This is a genomic window from Piscinibacter lacus, assembly GCF_016735685.1.
Lineage (GTDB): Bacteria > Pseudomonadota > Gammaproteobacteria > Burkholderiales > Burkholderiaceae_C > Aquariibacter > Aquariibacter lacus.
In genome coordinates this window covers 1,253,532-1,274,280 of record NZ_JAERRA010000001.1, presented here as the reverse complement: position 1 = coordinate 1,274,280, position 20,749 = coordinate 1,253,532, and the positions used below count along the sequence as shown (strand labels likewise).

At 72.9% G+C, this 20,749-nt stretch carries 15 protein-coding genes; 11 read left to right on the top strand and 4 right to left on the bottom strand.

Features of this window, described 5'->3' with window-relative positions:
- Positions 1 to 58 precede the first annotated feature (58 nt).
- From tadA to JI742_RS05855, 7 genes are all read left to right on the top strand, one after another.
- Positions 59 to 649 carry a tRNA adenosine(34) deaminase TadA gene (gene tadA, locus JI742_RS05885; RefSeq protein WP_434057633.1) on the top strand — a complete coding sequence of 197 codons (591 nt, stop codon included), beginning with the start codon at positions 59 to 61 and terminating at the stop codon, positions 647 to 649.
- On the top strand, positions 646 to 1,611 hold the full coding sequence (locus tag JI742_RS05880; protein WP_201824709.1) for an LD-carboxypeptidase: 966 nt from the start codon (positions 646 to 648) through the stop codon (positions 1,609 to 1,611). The genes tadA and JI742_RS05880 overlap by 4 nt, the downstream gene beginning before the upstream one ends.
- A gap of 105 nt (positions 1,612 to 1,716) precedes the next feature.
- Positions 1,717 to 4,389 (top strand): TonB-dependent receptor, encoded by a 2,673-nt coding sequence (locus JI742_RS05875; RefSeq protein WP_201824708.1) that lies wholly within the window; start codon positions 1,717 to 1,719, stop codon positions 4,387 to 4,389.
- Positions 4,390 to 4,505: 116 nt separating this feature from the next.
- Positions 4,506 to 5,321, top strand: coding sequence for a MotA/TolQ/ExbB proton channel family protein (locus JI742_RS05870; RefSeq protein ID WP_201824707.1), 816 nt, complete (start codon positions 4,506 to 4,508; stop codon positions 5,319 to 5,321).
- Positions 5,322 to 5,336: 15 nt separating this feature from the next.
- A complete protein-coding gene (locus JI742_RS05865) occupies positions 5,337 to 5,780 on the top strand; it encodes an ExbD/TolR family protein (RefSeq protein WP_201824706.1) in 444 nt (147 codons plus the stop codon).
- A 28-nt stretch (positions 5,781 to 5,808) separates the two neighbouring features.
- Positions 5,809 to 6,258 (top strand): ExbD/TolR family protein, encoded by a 450-nt coding sequence (locus JI742_RS05860; protein ID WP_201824704.1) that lies wholly within the window; start codon positions 5,809 to 5,811, stop codon positions 6,256 to 6,258.
- A 6-nt stretch (positions 6,259 to 6,264) separates the two neighbouring features.
- Positions 6,265 to 6,984: an energy transducer TonB gene (locus JI742_RS05855; protein ID WP_201824702.1), complete on the top strand. Its 720-nt coding sequence runs from the start codon at positions 6,265 to 6,267 to the stop codon at positions 6,982 to 6,984.
- 42 nt (positions 6,985 to 7,026) lie between these two features.
- Here the strand turns inward: JI742_RS05855 and JI742_RS05850 are convergent, their stop codons facing one another.
- Together JI742_RS05850 and map are read right to left on the bottom strand one after the other, a co-directional pair.
- Positions 7,027 to 9,648 (bottom strand): [protein-PII] uridylyltransferase, encoded by a 2,622-nt coding sequence (locus tag JI742_RS05850; protein WP_201824701.1) that lies wholly within the window; start codon positions 9,646 to 9,648, stop codon positions 7,027 to 7,029.
- Between the two features lie 10 nt (positions 9,649 to 9,658).
- Entirely contained in the window at positions 9,659 to 10,474 is an 816-nt protein-coding gene (gene map, locus JI742_RS05845) for a type I methionyl aminopeptidase (protein WP_201824700.1), read from the bottom strand.
- Positions 10,475 to 10,627: 153 nt separating this feature from the next.
- Between map and purL the strand changes: the two genes are divergently transcribed.
- Genes purL through JI742_RS05830 form a run of 3 tightly spaced genes read left to right on the top strand, consistent with a single transcriptional unit; the run spans position 10,628 to position 15,823 of the window.
- Positions 10,628 to 14,701, top strand: coding sequence for a phosphoribosylformylglycinamidine synthase (gene purL / locus JI742_RS05840; protein ID WP_201824699.1), 4,074 nt, complete (start codon positions 10,628 to 10,630; stop codon positions 14,699 to 14,701).
- Entirely contained in the window at positions 14,701 to 15,447 is a 747-nt protein-coding gene (gene rlmB / locus JI742_RS05835; RefSeq protein ID WP_201824698.1) for a 23S rRNA (guanosine(2251)-2'-O)-methyltransferase RlmB, read from the top strand. The genes purL and rlmB overlap by 1 nt, the downstream gene beginning before the upstream one ends.
- A 19-nt stretch (positions 15,448 to 15,466) precedes the next feature.
- Positions 15,467 to 15,823, top strand: a complete 357-nt coding sequence (locus tag JI742_RS05830; RefSeq protein WP_201824697.1) for a hypothetical protein — start codon at positions 15,467 to 15,469, stop codon at positions 15,821 to 15,823.
- An 8-nt stretch (positions 15,824 to 15,831) separates the two neighbouring features.
- Here the strand turns inward: JI742_RS05830 and JI742_RS05825 are convergent, their stop codons facing one another.
- Positions 15,832 to 17,025: an MFS transporter gene (locus JI742_RS05825; RefSeq protein WP_350309633.1), complete on the bottom strand. Its 1,194-nt coding sequence runs from the start codon at positions 17,023 to 17,025 to the stop codon at positions 15,832 to 15,834.
- Complete coding sequence (locus JI742_RS05820) at positions 17,022 to 18,041, bottom strand: D-2-hydroxyacid dehydrogenase family protein (RefSeq protein ID WP_201824694.1); 1,020 nt, start codon at positions 18,039 to 18,041, stop codon at positions 17,022 to 17,024. The genes JI742_RS05825 and JI742_RS05820 overlap by 4 nt, the downstream gene beginning before the upstream one ends.
- 195 nt (positions 18,042 to 18,236) lie before the next feature.
- Between JI742_RS05820 and JI742_RS05815 the strand changes: the two genes are divergently transcribed.
- Positions 18,237 to 20,720, top strand: coding sequence for a penicillin acylase family protein (locus JI742_RS05815; RefSeq protein ID WP_201826427.1), 2,484 nt, complete (start codon positions 18,237 to 18,239; stop codon positions 20,718 to 20,720).
- Positions 20,721 to 20,749 lie beyond the last annotated feature (29 nt).

The following is a 20,749-nucleotide window of genomic DNA, read 5'->3' as shown; positions in this document are numbered from 1 at the left end:
GTCGCTCCGGGCAAGGGGCAGGCGGATACTTCGCGCTCTCCTGCCGCCCTGCCCGCCCGTGTCCGACGTCGCCGATCCCCCCTGCCCCGACCCCGCCGACGGCCTGCACATGGCCGAGGCCCTGCGCCAGGCGGCGCGGGCCGAGGCAGCCGGCGAGGTGCCGGTGGGCGCGGTGCTGGTCTGGCACCGGCCAGACGGGGTGGACGAGGTCATCGCACGCGGTCGCAACCGGCCGATCGGCGACCGCGACCCGACCGCCCATGCCGAGCTGGTGGCCCTGCGCGAGGCCGCCCGCCAGCGCGACAACTACCGCCTGCCCGACTGCAGCCTCTACGTGACCCTGGAGCCCTGCGCCATGTGCGCGATGGCCCTGCTGCATGCGCGGCTGCGGCGCGTGGTCTGGGGCGCGGCCGATCCCAAGACCGGCGCCGCCGGCTCGGTGCTCGACCTCTTCGCCGAGCCGCGGCTGAACCACCAGACCAGCGTCACCGGCGGCGTGCTGGCCGAGCCCTGCGGCCGGATCCTGCGCGACTTCTTCGGCCGCCGCCGCGCCGAGGCCCGGGCCGCCCGTCAGGCCGCCCACCCCTTGAACCCGCTGCCTGCCGCGTCCGCCGCAGGCCCTGAAGCGAGCGATTCCCTGCCCCCATGAAGCGCCCCACCGCCCCGAAGCCCGTCGCCCCCGAGACCCCAGCCGCTGCCGAGCCGCCGCTGCGCTTGCAGCTCTGGTCGCCGGCCGGCGTGGTCGCGCGGCCACCGGCGCTGCGCCGCGCGGCACGTCATCTCGGCACGCTCGGCTTCGAGGTCACGGTCGATCCCGACGCGCTGGCCCGCCACCAGCGCTTTGCCGGCGACGATGCCCAGCGCCTGGCCGCGCTGCACCGCGTTGCCGATGCCGCGCCCGATGTGGTGCTGGCCAGCCGCGGCGGCTACGGCCTGATGCGCCTGCTGGACGGCATCGACTGGGCGCGGCTCGGCCGCAGCATTGCAAGCGGCAGCCGCTGGGTGGGCTACAGCGACCTGACCGCCCTGCAGCTCGGCGCCCTGGCCCACCGGGCCGGGCCGATGTGGGCCGGCCCGCTGGCCTGCGACGACTTCGGCCGCACGGCCGAGGAAGGCGGCATCGACGAGATCACCGAGGCCTGTTTCGTCGAGGCCATGCATGGCGAGCTGGAGGCCATCGGCTTCCGCGGCGAGGCCGGCTTCGACGGCCTGGAGGTGCGCGGCACGCTCTGGGGCGGCAACCTCAGCGTGCTGTGCAGCCTGCTGGGCACGCCACACCTGCCGAAGGTGCGCGGCGGCATCCTCTTCCTGGAAGACGTCAACGAGCACCCCTACCGCATCGAGCGCATGCTGCTGCAGCTGGCCCAGGCCGGCGTGCTGGAGGCGCAGAAGGCCGTCGTGCTGGGCAGCTTCAGCGACTGGAAGCCTTCGCCGCTGGACCGCGGCTACACGCTCAAGACCATGGTCGCCGGCCTGCGCAGCCGGCTGAAGGTGCCGCTGCTGAGCGGCCTGCCCTTCGGCCACCAGCGCACCAAGGTCTGCCTGCCGGTGGGTCGGCGGGCGACGCTGGCGGTGGAAGGCCGGGACCATCTGATCGTCTGGGGCCACTGAGGCCGATGGGCCGGGCGGTCTGTGCGATTCGTCACAGGCCTGAAGATGCGATGCGACACTCCGCGCCGCTCGGCGAGGCCCTCGCCGCATGGCCGCACCGTCCCGATGTTCCCGTCCCGCTTCGCTTCCCGCCCCCTGGGCTGCCCGCTACCGCGCCAGGGCCGGCTCCTGCTGCTGGCCCTGGCCGCTGCCTGCCCCCCGGCCTGGGCCCAGGCCCCGCTGCCGCGGGTGGAGGTGACCGGCTCGGCCCTGCGCCAGATCGACGGCGAATCGACCGTGCCGCTGACGGTGCTGCGTGCCGACAGCCTGCGCCGCCAGGGCGTGAGCACGCTGGAGCAGGCCCTGGCCCGGCTGGCCGCCAACCAGAGCGCGACGGTGCTGAGCAGCGTCATCGGCGGCGCCAGCGGCGGCGCGAGCTTCGCCGACCTGCGCGGCCTGGGGGCCGACAAGACCCTGGTGCTGCTGAACGGCCGGCGCCTGGCCAACCAGGCGGTCGACGGCGGCGCGGTGGATCTGAACATGATCCCCTTCGCCCTGATCGACCGCATCGAGGTGCTGCGCGACGGCGCCTCGGCGCTCTACGGCAGCGAGGCCATCGGCGGCGTGATCAACCTGATCACCCGCGAGGACGTGGGCGACACGCTGGAGCTTTCGATCGAACAGCCCCAGCGCAGCGGCGGCCGCAGCCGCGAGCTGAATGCCAGCCTGGGCTTCGGCGACCTGGCCGGCCGCGGCTTCAGCGCCAGCCTGGCCGGCGGGCTGCGGCAGACCACGGCGATCCGCTCCGGCCAGCGCCGCTTCGGCGCGCGGGGCGTCATCCCCGAGCGCGGTGTCGACTACAGCTCCTTCTACACCGGCCCGGCCAACTACAGCCAGACCCAGGGCGCCGACACCTTCTTCGCCCACCCGCTGGCGCCGGACTGCGCCGCCCCCGGCTTCAGCGGCGACGGCACGAGCTGCTATTTCGACACCGTCCGCGACACCGACCTGAGCCCGCGCAGCGAAAGCCAGTTCCTGCAAGCCGAGGCCCGGCTGCGGCTGCCGGGCGCGATGACGCTCAAGCTCGAACAACTGCTGAGCCGGCACCTCGTCGGCCAGACCCTGGCCGGCACGCCGCTGGCCAGCGGCGACGGCTTCCTGCCGGTGGCGCCGGGCACGGCCTTCTACCCGGGCCAGGGCGGCGTGCCGGCGCCGGACGGCTTCGTGCTCGACCCCGGCCTGCCGGTCGATGCCTACTGGCGCGCGCCGGGCCAGCGACGCATCGCCTCGGACAACCGCCAGGGCCGCTGGACGGCCGAGCTCGCCGGCGCGCTCGGCGCCTGGGAACTGCGCCAGGGCCTGAGCCTGCAACTCGGCCGGGTCAGCGAGCAGTTGCGCGGCGGCGCCTACGACGAGGCCGCGCTGGCCGCCGGGGTCAACAGCGGGCTGCTGAACCCCTTTGGCGCGCAGACCCCGGCCGGCCTGGCCGGGCTGCGCGAGGCCGAGGTGGGCGGCGAGATCCAGCGGGCCCGCGGTCGCGTGCTGGCGCTGGACAGCCAGTGGCGGCGCGATCTGGCCTGGCCCGGCCTGGCCCGGCCCGCCGGCGTGGCCCTGGGCGGCGAGCTGCGCCATGAGGACTACGCCATCGAGGTGATCGATGCCGTGGCCAGCCGCGTGCCCACCCAGGGCCTGGACCCGGCGAGCGACGTGCAGGCCAGCCGCCGCGCCGGCGCGCTATGGGCCGAGCTGCAACTGCCGCTGGCCCCGACCCTGGAGCTGAACCTGGCCCTGCGCCACGACCGGGTCGGCCAGGTCGGCCGGCAGACCAGCCCCAAGCTGGCCCTGCGCTGGCAGGCCAGCCGCGATGCCCTGCTGCGCGCCTCGGTGGGCCGCGGCTTCCGCGCGCCGACGCTCTACGAACTGAAGCAGCCCGGTTTCGCCACCTTCAGCGCGGCGCCGTTCGACGACCCGCTGCTCTGCCCCGGTGGCGTGGCGGTGCCGGGGGCGGATGCGGCGCGGGTCTGCGGCCGGCAGCTTGTCGAGCAGGGCGGCGGCCGGGACGATTTGCAACCCGAGCGCTCCGAACAGGCCAGCCTGGGCCTGGTGTTGCAGGCCGGGCCGCGCGCCAGCCTGACGGCCGACCTGTGGGCGGTGCGGATCCGGGATGTCATCGTCGCGCCCACCGCGAGCGCCGTGCTGCAGAACGCCGCCGCCAATGCCGGCCTGATCCTGCGCGATCCGGCCGACGGCAATGTCATCACCGCCATCGACACCCGGCTCTTCAATGCCAGCGCCATCCGCAGCCACGGCCTGGACCTGGGCGCGCAATGGCAACCGGCCCTCCCCCTGCCCGGCCGGCTGACGCTGGCGCTGCAGGGCACGCGGGTCTTCTCGCACACCCTGCGCGGCGGCCTGGCGGGGGAGGTGGAAGAGCGTGTCGGCCGCCACGGCAGCCGGGGCCCGATCTTCCGCTGGCAGCACAGCCTCAGCGCAAGCTATGCCCAGGGGGCCTGGAGCGCGACGCTGGCCCAGCGCTACCGCTCGGGCTACCGCGACGAGAACAGCGCGCTGATCGACCCCGCCTTCCACGGCCGGGTCGGCAGCACCAGCGTGTGGGACCTGGGCCTGGGCTGGTCGCCGCAGCCCGGCCTGGAGCTGCTGGCCCTGCTGCGCAATGCCTTCGACCGCGACCCGCCCTTCAGCAACCAGTCCAGCCAGTTCCAGACCGGCTACGACGCCCGCTACACCGACGCCACCGGCCGCGCACTGGGCCTGCGCCTGGTCTGGACGCCGCGCTGAATCCGGCCCGGCGGCCGGCAAGATGAGAACCCCTATCATTCGGCGCGCCTCGCGCCGGGGGCTGCGTCCCGCCCGGCTTGCGGCCTGAACCGAACCCTGCCCCTGGAGTCCGCCGGATGCCCGCCCTGTTCCCGTTCGCCCCCTCGTCAAGGCGCCGCGCCGGCCGCGCGCTGGGCGCCCTGGCCCTGCTGGCCCTGCCGCTGGCGGCCCTGGCCCAGCCGGAGGCTGCATCGGCGGCGGCCCCGGCCGCCGCCGCCCTGGCCGTCGACAACCCCTACGGTCTGGCCGCGCTCTGGGCGGGATCGGATTGGATCGCCAAGGCGGTGCTGCTGATGATGGCGCTGATGTCGGTGGGAAGCTGGTACATCCTGATCGTCAAGCTGCTGGAGCAGGCCCGCATCGGCCGCCAGGCGCGCGAGGCCCAGGCCAGCTTCTGGTCGGCCGGCAGCGTGGCCCAGGGCAGCGCCGCGCTCAGCGCCGGCAGCCCCTTCCGCTTCATCGCCGAATCGGCGCTCGAAGCCACCAGGAAGCATGAAGGCCTGCTCGGCCAGATCGACCTGAACGAGTGGGTGACGATGTCGCTGCAGCGCGCGATCGACCGCGTCGGCAGCCGCCTGCAGGACGGCCTGGCCTTCCTGGCGACGGTGGGTTCGACGGCGCCCTTCGTCGGCCTGTTCGGCACCGTCTGGGGCATCTATCACGCGCTGACCGCGATCGGCGTGGCCGGCCAGGCCTCGATCGACAAGGTCGCCGGCCCGGTGGGCGAGTCGCTGATCATGACCGCCATCGGCCTGGCCGTGGCCGTGCCGGCGGTGCTGGGCTACAACTGGCTGGTGCGCCGCAACAAGGGCGCGATGGACGAGGTGCGCGCCTTCGGCGCCGACCTGCATGCCGTGCTGCTGGCCTCGGGCCCGCGGGCCGGCCGCGACTGAGCGTCGGCCGCCGCCATGAACCCCAGGACCAGGGCCCGCCTGCGCGGGCCCGAGGACGAGGATGCGGTGATTGCCGCCATCAACACCACGCCGCTGGTCGACGTGATGCTGGTGCTGCTCATCATCTTCCTGATCACCATCCCGGTGGCGGTCACCGCGGTGCCGGTGAACCTGCCCAAGGAGCGGGTCGAGGTGCGCGAGACCAAGCCGGAGAACATCATCCTCTCGGTCGATGCGGCCGGCGGCATCTTCTGGAACGACCGGCGCGTCGCCTCCGAGGCGGCGCTGGTCGAGCGGCTCAAGGCCCGTGCGGCGCTTCAGCCGGCGCCCGAGGTGCAGATCCGCGGCGACCTGGCCTCGCGCTATGAGCCGGTCGGCCGCGTGGTGCTGGCCTGCCAGCGCGCCGGCATCCTGAAGATCGCCTTCATCACCGAGCCGCCGGCACGCGGCACGCCCTGAACGCGTCGGCATCCGGAGCCCCTGCCCCATGGCCATGCAGATCGGCGCCCCCGGCGGCGCCTCGGACGAGCCCGAAGTGATCCTCGACATCAACACCACGCCGCTGATCGACGTGATGCTGGTGCTGCTGATCATGCTGATCATCACCATCCCCATCCAGCTCCATGCGGTGAACCTGAACCTGCCACAGGCCCGGCCGCAGCCGCCGCAGACGCCGCCCGAGGTGGTGCGCATCGATGTCGACGCGGCCAGCACCGTGTTCTGGAACGGCCTGCCGCTGGCCGATGGCGCCGAGCTGGAGGCCCGCTTGCAAGCCGCCGCCACGCAGCCGGTCACGCCCGAGATCCACCTGCGCCCCGACGCCAATGCCCGCTATGCCGTGGTGGCCGGCGTGATGGCCGCCACCCAGCGGGCCAAGCTGGACAAGTTCGGCATCGTCGGCAGCGAGCAGTTCCTGAGCCCGGCCGCGCCGCGCTGAATGCCGATGGTCTTTTCCGACGATCCCGAACTGCAACGCCAGGCCGCCCGCCGCCGCCTGGTCGGCGTGGGCGGCGTGGTGCTGCTGCACGGTTTGGTGATCTATGCCCTGGCCTCGGGCCTGGCGCGCGAGGCGGTGGAGGTGATCCAGAAGCCGCTGGTCGCGCGCATCGTCGAGACGCTGCCGCCCCCGCCCCCGCCGCCGCCGCCCCCGCCTCCACCCCCCCCACCGCCGCCGCCGCGGCCGGTGAAGCTGCCGCCGCCCCCGCCCCCCGCGCCGCCGCCGCCGGCCTATGTGCCGCCACCCGAGCTGCCGCCGGTGAGCGCGCCGCCGCCGCCGATCACGGCCGTGACGCCCGAGCCGCCGCGCGAGCCGCCGAAGATCGAGCCGCCGCCCCCGCCCGCGCCGCCGGCCCCTCCGGCGCCACCCGCACCGCCCGCGCCCCCGGCCCCGCCGCCCCCACCCGGGCCGGTCAGCCGCGATGTGGGCCTGGCCTGCCCCGTGCAAGTGCGGCCGGAGATTCCGCGCAAGGCCCTGCAGGACGGCATCTCGGGCATGGTCCGCGCGCAGGCGCGCATCGTCGGCGGCAAGGTGGTGGACGTGAAGATCCTCACCGGTCCGCGCGTCTACCACCAGCCGGTGATCGCGGCGATGAAGCAGTACCAGTGCGTGAGCGACGCAGCCGAGCTGCTGGTCACCCAGGAGTTCGACTTCAAGATCGAGTGAGGTCGCGCGGCCGGGCGCCGCCCCGCCCCGGGGCCGGGGCGATCAGGCGATCGCGTCGAGCAACTGGGTCTCGAACTCGATCTGCTCGCGGTTGCGCTGCAGCGAGTTGCCGTCGATCAGGAAGGTGTCTTCCACCCGCTCGCCCAGGGTGCTGACCTTGGCCAGTTGCAGGTTGATGCCGTGCTGGGCCAGCACGCGCGCGATGGCATAGAGCAGGCCCGAGCGGTCGCTGGCCGAGACGGTCAGCAGCCAGCGCTGGCCGCGCTCGTCGGGCTTGAGCGAGATCCGCGGCGTGACCGGGAAATGCTTGACCCGGCGCGACTGCCGCCCGCGCGAGGGCTCGGGCAGCGCGGCGCCGCTGACCAGGGCAGCGGCAAGCTGGTTCTCGACCAGGGCGATCAGGTCGCGGTGCTGAAGCTCGGCCTCGCCATGCATGGGGGCGAGCACCTGGGGCGAGGTCACCTCGAAGGTGTCGAGCGCATAGCCGTGCCGGGTGGTGTGCACCTTGGCATCGAGGATGTTGAAGCCGGCATGGTCGAAGTAGCCGCAGATGCGGGCGAAGAGATCCTGCCGGTCGCGGGCATAGACCAGCACCTGCAAGCCCTCGCCGACGCTGGATGGCCGGGCGCTGACCACTGCCTGCTCGCTGTCCATGCGGCGCGCCAGGCAGCGCGCATGCCAGGCCAGGTCGGCTGCATCGTGGCGGGCGAAGTAGCTGATCTCCAGCGTCTTCCAAAGCGCCGCCTCGATGCCCGGCAACTGGCTGTGCAGGGCCAGGAGCTGCCGCGCCTCCTGCTTGCGCGCATCCACCTCGGCCGCGGCATTGGGATGGTCGCCGCCCAGGGCGCGCAGCGTGGCGCGGTAGAGGTCCTCCAGCAGCTTGCCCTTCCAGGCATTCCAGACCTTGGGGCTGGTGCCGCGGATGTCGGCCACTGTCAGCAGGTAGAGCGCGGCCAGGGTACGCGGGTCGCCCACGCGGCGGGCGAAGGCCTGGATGGTGTCCGGGTCGGACAGGTCCTCCTTCTGCGCGACGCGGCTCATCGTCAGGTGCTCGCGCACGAGGAACTCGATCAGGCGCGCATCCTCGGGGCCGATGTCGTGCTCGCGGCAGAAGCGCCGCACCTCGTGGCCGCCCAGCTCGGAATGGTCGCCGCCGCGGCCCTTGGCCACGTCGTGGAAGAGCGCCGCCACATAGAGCACCCAGGGCCGCTCGAAATTGGCGGCGATCTGGGTGCAGAAGGGGTACTCGTGCGCATGCTCGGGCACGAAGAAGCGCCGCACATTGCGCAGCACCATCAGGATGTGCTGGTCCACGGTGTAGACGTGGAAAAGGTCGTGCTGCATCTGCCCGACGATGCGCCGGAAGACCCACAGGTAGCGGCCCAGCACCGAGGTCTGGTTCATCAGCCGGAAGGCATGCGTCTGCCCGCCCGGCGCGCTGAGGATCTGGCGGAACAGCGCCCGGTTGACCGGGTCGCGCCGGAAGGCCGCATCCATCAGGCCGCGGGCGTTGTAGAGCGCGCGCAGCGTGCGCGCCGACAGGCCCTTGATGCCGACGTTGGACTGGTAGACGAGGAAGGTCTCCAGGATGGCGTGGCGGTCGCGCTGGTAGAGATCGTCGTGGGCGATCTCCAGCAGACCGCCGCGGTCGAAGAACTTGTCGCCGACGGGGCGCATCGGCCCCTCGGCCAGGCCGGTGATGCGCTCCTCGATGTTGAGCATCAGCACCTGGTTGAGCTGGGTCACGGCCTTGGCCGCCCAGTAGTAGCGGCGCATCAGCAGCTCGGAAGCGCGCTGGCTGGGCGTGCCCTGGTGGCCGAAGCTTTCGGCCACGGCGGTTTGCAGGTCGAAGACCAGGCGGTCCTCGCGGCGGCCGGCCACGCTGTGCAGGCGGGCGCGGATCAGCTTGAGCTGCGCCTCGTTGCGCTGAAGCTGGCGGGCCTCGAAGGGCGTGACCAGGCCATGGGCCGCCAGCTCGCGCCAGGTGCGGCCCAGGCCGGCGGCGCGGGCGACCCAGATCACCACCTGCAGATCGCGCAGGCCGCCGGGGCTTTCCTTGCAGTTGGGTTCCAGCGCGTAGGGCGTGTCCTCGTACTTCTGGTGGCGCTGGCGCATCTCCAGCGTCTTGGCGCGCAGGAAGGCGGCGGGGTCCATCACCTCGCGCTGGGCCTGCACGAAGCGCTCGAAGAGCTTGCGGGCGCCGAAGAGGAAGCGGGCCTCCAGCAGCGCCGTCTGCACGGTCACGTCGGCCAGGGCCTCGGCCACGCATTCGTCGACGCTGCGCACGCTCTGGCCGATCTCCAGGCCCACATCCCAGCAAGCGGTCACGAACTGGCTCAGGCTGGCCTGGATCTCGGGCGCCTCCGAGGACAGGCCCTCGGGCAGCAGCACCAGCACGTCCACATCGGAGGCCGGGAAAAGCTCGCCGCGGCCGTAGCCGCCCACCGCCACCAGGGCCGCGCCGCGCGGCATGCCGCTGAGCCGCCACAGGCGCTTGAGGGTGCCGTCGACATGCCGCGCAAGCTGCGTCAGCAGCAGCCGCGCGGTGGTGGCCGTGGGCCGGGCGCGGTTGAAGCGGTCGATGCGGTCGGCCTTGCCTTCGCGGAAGGCCCGGCGCAGGGCCGGCAGGTCGATCAGCCCCTGGGGCTCGACGGGCACCGACATGGCGGCGCGATCAGGCGGCGGAACCGGCCAGCACGAAGTCCGGCGGCGGCGGGCTGCCCGCGGACAGGGTCAGCACCTCGTAGCCGGTCTCGGTGACGACCAGGGTGTGCTCCCACTGGGCGGACAGGGAGCGGTCCTTGGTGACGATGGTCCAGCCGTCGCCCAGCTCCTTGATCTCGCGGCGGCCGGCATTGACCATGGGCTCGATGGTGAAGACCATGCCGGGCACCAGTTCCTCCAGCGTGCCGGGGCGGCCGTAGTGGAGGATCTGCGGTTCCTCGTGGAATTTCTGGCCGATGCCGTGGCCGCAGAACTCGCGCACCACGCTGTAGCCGGCGTTCTCCACGAAGGTCTGGATGCCGTGGCCGATGTCGCCGAGCTTCAGGCCCGGCTTGACGCGGGCGATGCCCTTCCACATGGCCTCGTAGGTCAGGCTGCACAGGCGCTTGGCGGCGATCGAGCCCTCGCCCACGATGAACATGCGGCTGGTGTCACCATGCCAGCCGTCCTTGATCACCGTGACATCGATGTTGACGATGTCGCCGTTCTTCAGCGGCCGGTCGTTCGGGATGCCGTGGCAGACCTGGTGGTTGACCGAGGTACAGATGGACTTGGGATAGGGCGTGTAGCCCGGCGGCTGGTAGTTCAGCGGCGCGGGCACGGCGCCCTGCACCTCGACGATGTGGCGGTTCGCCAGCGCGTCGAGCTGCTCGGTCGTGATGCCCGGCTTGACATGCGGGGTCAGCATGTCGAGGACTTCGGAAGCGAGCCGGCCGGCCACGCGCATCGCCGCGATGTCGGCGGCAGTCTTGATGGTGATGCCCATTGGGCGATTATCCAATGCCGCTCCGGGCCGGCTGGTGCCCGGGGCCGGGCGGGCGAAGGCGCCACCTAGAATTCCGGGTTTTCGAGGCCCCGGCCGCGCCGCCGGACGCCCTCCCCCGCCGCGCCTGCCGCGGCCCCCAGGCCCCCGCCCCGCATGACCGCCTCTGCCTCCGTCATCCTCGCCTTCGAGGGCGGCAACGCCCTGTCCGATTTCCGTGCGCGCGCGCTGCTGGCCGCGCTGCAGGCCGAGGTACCGCGGATCACCGCCGTCCACGCCCGCGCCGTGCACTGGGTGGCGCTGGATGCCGCCCCGGCCCGCGAGGCGCAGGACAAGCTCGACGCCCTGCTGCGCTACGGCGAGCCCTACCCCGGCCCCGAGGCCGGCAAGGCGGTCGAGCGCATCGTGGTGATGCCGCGCCTGGGCACCGTCTCGCCCTGGGCGAGCAAGGCCACCGACATCGCCCGCAACTGCGGGCTCGCGGGCGTGCACCGCGTCGAGCGCGTCACCGAATTCCTGCTCGGCCTGAAGACCGGCCTGCTGGGCGGCGTGCAGCCCTTGAGCGAGGCCGAGAAGCTCGCCTGCGCGCGCCTGTTGCACGACCGCATGACCGAGAGCGTGGCCTTCGAGCGCGAGGCCGCCCGCGCCCTGTTCGAGGTGCAGCCCGGCCAGGCGCTGGAGCATGTGGACGTGATCGGCCAGGGCCGGGCGGCCTTGGAGACCGCCAACACCACCTTCGGCCTGGCCCTGTCGGGCGACGAGATCGATTACTTGGTGGCCGCCTTCACCCAGCTCGGCCGCAAGCCCAGCGATGTCGAGCTGATGATGTTCGCGCAGGCCAACAGCGAGCACTGCCGCCACAAGATCTTCAATGCCGATTTCGTGATCGACGGCGAGAAGCAGCCGCTCTCCATGTTCGGCATGATCCGCAACACCGAGAAGCTGGCGCCGCAGCGCACCGTCATCGCCTACAGCGACAACGCCGCGGTGATGGAAGGCGGCCCGATCGAGCGCTGGGCGCCGCAGGGCTACACCAATGCGCCCGCCTATGTCGCGCAGCCCGCCACCGCGCATGTGCTGATGAAGGTGGAGACGCACAACCACCCGACCGCCATCAGCCCCTTCCCCGGCGCTTCGACCGGCGCGGGCGGCGAGATCCGCGACGAGGGTGCCACCGGCCGCGGCTCCAAGCCCAAGGCCGGCCTGACCGGCTTCTCGGTCAGCCACCTGCACCTGCCCGGCCTGGCCGAGCCCTGGGAGCGCGACCCGGTCGGCAAGCCCGAGCACATCGCCAGCGCGCGGCAGATCATGACGGAGGGCCCGCTGGGCGGCGCGGCCTTCAACAACGAGTTCGGCCGGCCCAACCTGGCGGGCTATTTCCGCGTCTACGAGCAGACGGTCGAAGGCGGCCAGCTCGCCGGCCAGGCCCTGCCGCCGGTCCGCCGCGGTTATCACAAGCCCATCATGATCGCGGGCGGCCTGGGCCAGATCCTGGACGGGCAGACGGCCAAGATTCCCTTCAAGGCCGGCACCCTGCTGATCCAGCTCGGCGGCCCGGGCATGCGCATCGGCATGGGCGGCGGCGCGGCCAGCTCGATGGCGGCGGGCGTGAATGCGGCTTCGCTGGACTTCGATTCCGTGCAGCGCGGCAACCCCGAGATCGAGCGCCGCGCGCAGGAGGTCATCAACCACTGCTTCGGCCTGGGCGCGGCCAACCCCGTGCTGGCCATCCACGACGTGGGCGCGGGCGGCATCAGCAATGCCTTCCCCGAGCTGGTCGACGGCGCGGGCCTGGGCGCCACCTTCGACCTGCGCAAGGTGCCGCTGGAGGAGACCGGCCTGGCGCCCAAGGAAATCTGGTGCAACGAGAGCCAGGAGCGCTACGTGATCGCCCTGGACCCGGCCGGCCTGCCCGTCTTCGATGCCATGGCCGCGCGCGAGCGCTGCCCCTATGCCGTCGTCGGCGTGGCCACCGAGGCGCCCGAGCTGATCCTGGAAGACGGCCCCGGCGGCGAGCGCGTCATCGACATGCCCATGACCGTGCTGCTGGGCAAGCCGCCCAAGATGCAGCGCAAGGTGCAGCGCGCCACCTGGGACGGCCGGCCGCTGGACCTAGACGGCGTCGAGCTGGCCGAGGTGGCGCACCGCGTGCTGCGCCACCCGACGGTGGCGAGCAAGCGCTTCCTCATCACCATCGGCGACCGCACGGTGGGCGGCCTGAGCCACCGCGACCCCATGGTCGGCCCCTGGCAGATCCCGGTGGCCGACTGCGCCGTGACCCTGGCCGACCATGCCGGCCTGCGTGGCGAGGCCATGGCCCTGGGCGAGCGCACGCCGCTGGCCGCCCTGGACGCGCCGGCCTCCGGCCGCATGGCGGTGGCCGAGGCCATCACCAACCTGCTGGCCGCGCCCATCGAGCTGTCGCGCGTCAAGCTGAGCTGCAACTGGATGGCGGCTTGCGGCGAGCCGGGCGAGGATGCTGCCCTGTACGACACCGTCAAGACCGTGGGCATGGAGCTCTGCCCGGCCCTGGGCATCGGCGTGCCCGTGGGCAAGGACTCGCTCTCCATGCGCAGCCGCTGGCAGGACGGGGGCGAGACCAAGCAGGTCACCGCCCCGGTCAGCCTGATCGTCACCGGCTTCGTCACGCTGGACGATGTGCGCGGCACCCTGACCCCGCAGCTCCAGCGCCTGCCCGCCACGCCCGGCCGCCCGGCCTGCGGCGACAGCAGCCTGATCCTGATCGACCTCGGCCAGGGCAGGAAGCGCATGGCCGGCTCCATGCTGGCCCAGGTGCTAGGCCAGACGGGGCACCGCACGGTGGACGGCGTGCCCGATGTGGACGAGCCGGCGCTGCTCAAGGCCCTGGTCGCCGCCATCAACCAATTGCGTGCCGAAGGCAAGCTGCTGGCCTACCACGACCGCAGCGACGGCGGCCTGTGGGCGGCAGCTTGCGAGATGGCCTTCGCCGGTCAGCTCGGCCTCAGCCTGAATGTGGACCTGCTGATCACCGAGGGCGACGGCATCCGCGACAGCCGCGCCGAGGTGGGCGATTCGAAGAACTGGGCCACCCAGGTCGGCCCGCGCCGCGCCGAGCAGACCCTGCGCGCACTCTTCAACGAAGAACTCGGCGCGCTCATCCAGGTCGCCACCGCCGATCGCGATGCCGTGATGGCCACCCTGCGCGCGCATGGCCTGTCGGCCCACAGCCATGTGGTGGGCAAGCCCAACGACCGCGGCGTGGTGGAGGTCTGGCGCGATGCCAAGTCCATCTTCAGCGCGCCGCTGCGCGCCCTGCAGCAAAGCTGGGACGAGGTGAGCTGGCGCATCGCCCGCGACCGCGACCACCCTGAATGCGCCGATGCCGAACATGCCGCGGCCGGGGCCGAGGGCGACCCGGGCCTGCATCTGGCCCTGAGCTTCGACCCGGCCGAGGATGTGGCCGCGCCCTTCATCGCCACCGGCGCCAAGCCCAGGGTGGCCATCCTGCGCGAGCAGGGCGTCAACAGCCAGGTCGAGATGGCCTACGCCATGCACCGCGCCGGCTTCGCCACGCACGATGTGCACATGAGCGACCTGCAGGCCGGCCGCGCGCGGCTCGACGGCTTCCAGGGCCTGGTCGCCTGCGGCGGCTTCAGCTACGGCGACACCCTGGGCGCGGGCGAGGGCTGGGCCCGCTCCATCCTCTTCAACCCGGCGCTGGCCGAGGCCTTCGCGGCCTACTTCCAGCGCAGCGACACCTTCACCCTGGGCGTCTGCAACGGCTGCCAGATGCTGGCCGCCCTGGCCCCGCTGATCCCGGGCGCCACGGCCTGGCCGCGCTTCGTGCGCAACCGCAGCGAGCAATTCGAGGCCCGGCTCAGCCTGGTCGAGGTGCTGGATTCGCCCTCGATCTTCTTCCGCGGCATGGCCGGCAGCCGGCTGCCGATCGCTGTCTCGCACGGCGAAGGCCGGGCGGACTTCTCGCAGCGTGGGGATGCGAAGGCGGTGGCCGCGGCGATGCGCTTCGTCGACCACCATGGCCAAGCCACCGAGGCCTATCCCTTCAACCCCAACGGCAGCCCGGGCGGCCTGACGGCGGTCACCACGGCCGACGGCCGCTTCACGGCCATGATGCCCCACCCCGAACGCGTCTTCCGCAACGCCCAGTTCAGCTGGACGCCGGGCGAGGTGGCGGCGGACAGCCCCTGGCTGCGCATGTTCCGCAACGCCCGGGCCTGGGTCGCCTGATGAGCGCCGCCCGCCTGCTCATCGGCTTCCATGCCGTCACCGTGCGGCTCAAGACCGCGCCGGCCTCCATCGTCGAGGTCTACGTCGACGCGGCCCGCCGCGACGCGCGCATGAAGGACTTTCTGGCCCGCGCCCGCGAGGCCGGCCTGCGCTGCCACGACAGCGACGACGCGCGGCTGAATGCCCTGGCCGGCAGCCCGCGCCACCAGGGCGTGGTCGCCCGGGTGAAGGAGCTGCCGCAGGCCAAGTCGCTCGACGAGCTGCTGGAGGCCGTGGAGGCGCGCGGCGAGGCCCCGCTGCTGCTGGTGCTCGACGGCGTGACCGACCCGCACAACCTCGGCGCCTGCCTGCGCGTGGCCGACGGCGCCGGGGCACATGCCGTGATCGCGCCCAAGGACCATGCGGTGGGCGTGAACGCCACCGTGAGCAAGGTGGCCAGCGGCGCGGCCGAGACGGTGCCCTACTTCATGGTCACCAACCTGGCCCGCACCCTGAACGAGCTGAAGGAGCGCAACGTGTGGATCGTCGGCCTGGCCGACGAGGAAGGCGGCACGCTCTACGACGTCGACCTGAAGCAGCCCGTCGCCCTGGTGCTCGGCGCCGAGGGCCCCGGCCTGCGCCAGCTCACCCGCAAGACCTGCGACCAGCGTGTCGCCCTCCCCATGGCCGGCGCGGTGGAAAGCCTGAACGTTTCGGTCGCCAGCGGCATCTGCCTCTACGAGGCGCTGCGCCAGCGCCGCACCTGAACCCCGAGGAGTGCCCGCCATGAACCGCCCGACCGCCCGCCGCCCCGCCGCCTGGATCGCCCTGGGCACCCTGGCCCTGATGCTGGGCGCCTGCACGCAGGAGACGCAGAACCAGATCAAGCGCGACCTGCAGAACTGGACCGGCACCGACGGCATCCTGGAGGTCTATTCCAACGGCGTGGTCGTCAAGCGCTTCCTGAAGATCGACAAGCTCAGCACGGCCCTGGGCACGCAGGACGGCAATGCCCGCAGCTACCGCTTCGGCTACGGCGTGATCGACCTGAACCTGAACGGCACGGTGGATGCCGGCGAGAAGCGCGTGTACTTCGAGCTGAGCGATTTCTCGCAGTACGTCTTCTACGACAACCCGAACTGAGCCGGGCCTCAGGCCCGCGCCCCGCGCTGCAGCCGCCGCTCGGCCCAGACGCTGAGGCCGGCGGCCGACAGGATCCACAGCAGCCCCACTGGCGCCAGTCCGGCATAGCCCTGGGCGGTGACGATCAGGCCGCCGCTGGCCGAGCCGGCGGCATGGCCCAGGTAGATGGCCGAGCTGTTGAGCGCCAGCAGGGCCGGCGCCAGGGCCGGCGCCGCCGCGCTGAGCCGGGCCTGCTGGGCCGAGCTGGTCGCGAAGCCGCCCAGCGCCCAGGGCACGATGACCAAGGCCACCGCCAGCGGCGAGCCGGCCAGCGGCCAGATCGCCAGGCTGAAGGCGATCGCGCCCAGCGTCAGCAGCACGGCGCGCGGCGGGCCCAGGCGGTCGACGTGGCGGGTCATCAGCACATTGCCGATCAGGCCGCACAGGCCGGCCCAGAAGAACAGCAGGCTGATGGTGGTGGCATCGGCGCCGAGCTGCTGGCGGTAGTAGGGCGCCAGATAGGCCTGCACGCCGAACTGGCCGGCGCTTTGCAGCGCGGTGACGGCGACCACGGCCATCAGGGCCGGATGCGTCAGCAGCTCGCGCCAGGCGCTGGCGCTGACGGCCGGCGGCCGGATGCCGTCGGGCACCACCCGCCAGAGCCAGGCCGCCGCCGCGCCCGCCAGCACGGCCACAAGGCCGAAGGCCCAGCGCCAGCCGAAGGTCTCGCCGATCCAACTATGCAGCGGCATGCCCAGCACCAGCGCCAGCGACCAGCCCAGGAAGACGAAGCCGATCGCCCCGCCGCGTTGCGCGGGCGGCGCCAGCACGCCCATGGCCGCGGCGGCCTGCGGGGTGAAGACCGAGGCGGTCAGCACCGTCAGCGCCCGCAGCACCATCAGCGCGCCATAGTCCGGCGCGAAGGCGCAGAGCAGGTGGCCGACGGCATACCAGGCCAGGGCGGCGGTCAGCAGGCGGCGGCGGTCGAAGCCGGCGACGATGCCGGCGGCCAGCGGCGCGCTCAGGCACATGGTGGCGGCGGCCAGCGCGATCAGGCGGCCGCCATCGGCCACGCTGACACCCAGCGACTGGCTCAGGTCGTTGAGCGAACCGACCGTCACCATCACCCCGCAGCCGATCGCGAAGTTGCCGAACAGCAGCGCCCAGCGGCTGGCCCGCAGCGCGCGGGCGCGGGCCTCGTCGCCGGCCGCGGCCGGGTTCACCGCTGGGTCACCTTCAGCGCCTCGGGGTTGACGATGCCGGTGGGCGCGCGCTGGATGAAGGCCAGCACGTTCGCGAAGGCGGCGGCGAAGGCCGATTCGTAGGCGCTGCGCTCGACATGGCCGATGTGCGGCGTGCAGATCGCGTTCTCCAGCCGCAGCAGGGGATGGCCCTGGAGGATGGGCTCGCTCTCGAACACGTCGATGGCGGCCAGGCCGGGCCGGCCGCGGTTGAGGGCGGAGACCAGCGCGCCGTCCTGGATCAGCTCGGCCTGCGAGGTGTTGACCAGCAGGGCCTCGGGCTTCATGCGGGCCAGGTCCTCGGGGCCGATCAGGCCGCGGGTGGCCTCGACCAGGCGCAGGTGCAGGCTCAGCACATCGCTTTCGGCAAAGAAGGCCTCGCGGCTGGGCGCGGCCTCGTAGCCATCGGCCACGGCGCGGGCACGCGAGGCCTCGCTGCCCCAGACCTGCACCTTCATGCCGAAGGCGCGGCCGTAGCCGGCCACCCGGCGGCCGACCTGCCCGTAGCCCCAGAGGCCGAGCTGGCGCCCCTCCAGCAGCGTGCCCAGGCTGAAGTTCGGCGGCATGGCCGCGGCCTTCAGGCCGGACTGCTGCCAGGCACCGTGCTTGAGGTGGGCGATGTACTGCGGCAGCCGCCGGCTGGCGGCCTGCACCAGGGCCCAGGTCAGCTCGGCCGGCGCGGCCGGGCCTTCCAGCGACTCGGCCACCGCAATGCCCAGGCGGGTGCAGGCCTCGACATCGATGTGCTCGCCGACCGGGCCGACCTGCGCGATCAGCTTCAGCCGCGGCAGGCGCTCCAGCAGCAGCCGCGGGAAGCTGGTGCGCTCGCGCACCGCGATCACGATGTCGGCATCCTTGAGCCGCACCGCGAGCTGGCCGATGCCCTTGACCGAGTTGGTGAAGACCTTGAAGTTGAAGCCGTCCAGCGCGGCCGCGCAGGCCAGCTTGCGGACCGCATCCTGGTGGTCGTCCAGGAGGATGATGTTCAGTGTCGCCATGGGCGGCGGATTGTGCCCGTCTGGCCCCGCGGGCGGGCGACCGGCCGGGCCTTGCGGCCCCAAGGCGGTCGGCGCGCTCGGGGCCGGGTCAAGGGGGTCCGCCCCGGGGCTTGCCCGGGGCGCGGTCGGGGGCGCTGCGGTCCAGACTTCAGGCCCGCGCTGCATTCCCTGCCCGCCCTGCCCCCCTTGTCCCCGATGGTCCTGCTGCGCCGCATCCTGATCGCCCTGCTGCTGCTGACCGGCCTGCTCGGCATCCTGGTCTGGACCTACACCCTGCGGGCCCTGCCGCAGCGCTCGGGCGAGATCTCGGTGCGCGGGCCGCTGTCGCGGCTGTCGATCGAGCGCGATGCGAACGGCATCCCCACCATCCGCGCCGGGGCGGCCGAGGATGCCTGGTTCGGCCTGGGTTTCGCGCATGCGCAGGACCGGCTCTGGCAGCTTGAGCTGCACCGCCGCATCGGCTCGGGCCGGCTGGCCGAGCTCTTCGGCCGCGAGGCCCTGGGCCACGACAAGTTCCTGCGCGCGCTCGGCGTGCGGCGCGCCGCCCAGGAGCAATGGGCCAAGGCCGATCCCCTGAGCCGCCGTGCGCTGGAGGCCTACAGCGCCGGCATCAATGCCTATGTCGACGAGCACATGCGGGCGCGGCCGCCCGAGTTCCTGGTGCTCGGCCTGCAGCCCGAGCCCTGGACGCCGGTCGACAGCCTGGCCTGGTCGATCATCATGGCCTGGGACCTGGGCGGCAACTGGCGCAGCGAGCTGCTGCGCCTGCGGCTGAGCCTCTTCCTGCCGGCCGAGCGCATCGACGAGCTGCTGCCCGGCTACGAGGGCGAGCGGCCACCGCAACTGCGCGACTACGGCGAGCTCTACACCCGCCTCAAGCTGGCCGGCAGCGGCCGGCCGGGCAGCGCCGCCGCCGCCGGCAGTGCGCCCGCAGCGGCGGGCTCGGCCTTCTGGGACGCCCTGCTGCAGGGCGGCGTCGAGGGCACGGGCTCGAACAACTGGGCCGTCTCCGGCCGGCACAGCGCCACCGGCCATCCCCTGGTCGCCAACGACCCGCACCTGCGCCTGAGCACGCCGGCGCTCTGGTACCTGGCCCGGCTGGAAGCGCCCGGCCTGCGCGTGGCTGGCGCCACCCTGCCCGCCCTGCCCATGGTGGTGCTGGGCCAGAACGAGCACCTGGCCTGGTCCTTCACCAACACCTTCCCGGATGTGCAGGACCTCTACGTCGAGCAGATCGACCCCCGGAACCCGCAGCGCTACCGCAGCGGCGAGGGCCCGGAAGGCTGGGCGACCTTCGAGACCTTCCCCGAGCGCATCGGCGTGCGCGGCGAACCGGATGTCGTCTTCGTCGCCCGGCGCAGCCGCCACGGCCCCATCATTTCCGACGCCGAAAGCCCCGCCACCCAGGGCCTGACCGGCACCCACCCGCCGCGGCCCGAGGCCCCCGGCTACGCCCTGGCCCTGCGCTGGACCGCGCTGGACCCCGACACCGGCACCCTGGCCGCCGGCCTGGGCTTCAACCGGGCGCGCAGCGTCGACGAATTCATCGCCGCCGGCAGCAGCTATGTCGCGCCGATGCAGAACGTCATCGTCGCCGACCGGCGCCGCATCGCCCAGGTCAGCCTGGGCCGCGTGCCCCTGCGCAAGGCCGACAACGACCTGCGCGGCCGCGTGCCCGCCCCCGGCTGGGACAGCCGCTACGACTGGGCCGGCTTCCTGCCCCCGGCCGAAACCCCGCGCGAACTGGACCCGCCGCGCGGCTGGCTGGCCAGCGCCAACCAGCGCATCCACGGCCCCAACTACCCGCACGAGATCGGCAGCGACTGGAGCCTGCCCTTCCGCCACCGCCGCATCCAGCAACTGCTGGACAGCCGGCCCATACACGACCTGGACAGCTTCGCCGCCATGCAGCGCGACCGGCGCTCGCTCTTCGCCCTGGCCCTGCTCGACCGCCTGCGCGCCGCGCGCAGCAACCACCCCCTGGCGCCCCAGGCCCGCGCCCTGCTGGCGGGCTGGGACGGGCGGATGGAGCCCGATGCCGCCGAACCCCTCATCTTCTGGGCCTGGCTGCGGCACCTCGGGCGCGGCGTCTTCGCCGACCAGATCGGCGCCGAACGCTACGAGCGCGAACTCGGCGTGCGCAGCTTCCACGACGCCCTGCTCGGCGTGCTGCAACGCGACGACGCCTGGTGGTGCGACGACATGGGCACCCCCGAGCGCGAAAGCTGCACCGACCAGATCGACCGCGCCCTGGGCGTGGCGCTGGAGGAACTGGAGCGCCTGCAAGGCCATGAGCCGGCCACCTGGCGCTGGTCGCGCGCCCACCTGGCGCGGGCCGAACACCGCCCCTTCAGCAAGCTGCCCCTGCTGCGGCCGCACTTCGAACTGCAAACCCCCGTCGGCGGCGACACCTACACCCTGGACGCCACCCGCGTCTGGCTGGCCAGCGACCCCGCCAGCGGCCTGCTGCCCTACCAGACCGAACACGCCGCCAGCCTGCGCCTGCTGATGGACGTGGGCGACCCGCGCCGCTCCCGCGTCATCCACCCCAGCGGCCAGAGCGGCCTCGTCTTCAGCCCCGGCTACCGCGACTTCCAGCCCCGCTGGGCCAAGGGCCAGACCGTCATGCTGTGGCCCGACACCGAACCCGGCCAGATGCTGCGCCTGCTGCCCCGCTGAGGCCCAGCCACCCCTCGGGCACAATCCAG

What these genes read in the sequence shown, in the direction of transcription:
- JI742_RS05880 (WP_201824709.1), top strand. Translation starts at nt 646, where the DNA reads ATGAAGCGCCCCACCGCCCCGAAGCCCGTCGCCCCCGAGACCCCAGCC.
- JI742_RS05875 (WP_201824708.1), top strand. Translation starts at nt 1,717, where the DNA reads ATGTTCCCGTCCCGCTTCGCTTCCCGCCCCCTGGGCTGCCCGCTACCG.
- JI742_RS05870 (WP_201824707.1), top strand. Translation starts at nt 4,506, where the DNA reads ATGCCCGCCCTGTTCCCGTTCGCCCCCTCGTCAAGGCGCCGCGCCGGC.
- JI742_RS05865 (WP_201824706.1), top strand. Translation starts at nt 5,337, where the DNA reads ATGAACCCCAGGACCAGGGCCCGCCTGCGCGGGCCCGAGGACGAGGAT.
- JI742_RS05860 (WP_201824704.1), top strand. Translation starts at nt 5,809, where the DNA reads ATGGCCATGCAGATCGGCGCCCCCGGCGGCGCCTCGGACGAGCCCGAA.
- JI742_RS05855 (WP_201824702.1), top strand. Translation starts at nt 6,265, where the DNA reads ATGGTCTTTTCCGACGATCCCGAACTGCAACGCCAGGCCGCCCGCCGC.
- JI742_RS05850 (WP_201824701.1), bottom strand. Translation starts at nt 9,648, where the DNA reads ATGTCGGTGCCCGTCGAGCCCCAGGGGCTGATCGACCTGCCGGCCCTG.
- map (WP_201824700.1), bottom strand. Translation starts at nt 10,474, where the DNA reads ATGGGCATCACCATCAAGACTGCCGCCGACATCGCGGCGATGCGCGTG.
- purL (WP_201824699.1), top strand. Translation starts at nt 10,628, where the DNA reads ATGACCGCCTCTGCCTCCGTCATCCTCGCCTTCGAGGGCGGCAACGCC.
- rlmB (WP_201824698.1), top strand. Translation starts at nt 14,701, where the DNA reads ATGAGCGCCGCCCGCCTGCTCATCGGCTTCCATGCCGTCACCGTGCGG.
- JI742_RS05830 (WP_201824697.1), top strand. Translation starts at nt 15,467, where the DNA reads ATGAACCGCCCGACCGCCCGCCGCCCCGCCGCCTGGATCGCCCTGGGC.
- JI742_RS05820 (WP_201824694.1), bottom strand. Translation starts at nt 18,041, where the DNA reads ATGGCGACACTGAACATCATCCTCCTGGACGACCACCAGGATGCGGTC.
- JI742_RS05815 (WP_201826427.1), top strand. Translation starts at nt 18,237, where the DNA reads ATGGTCCTGCTGCGCCGCATCCTGATCGCCCTGCTGCTGCTGACCGGC.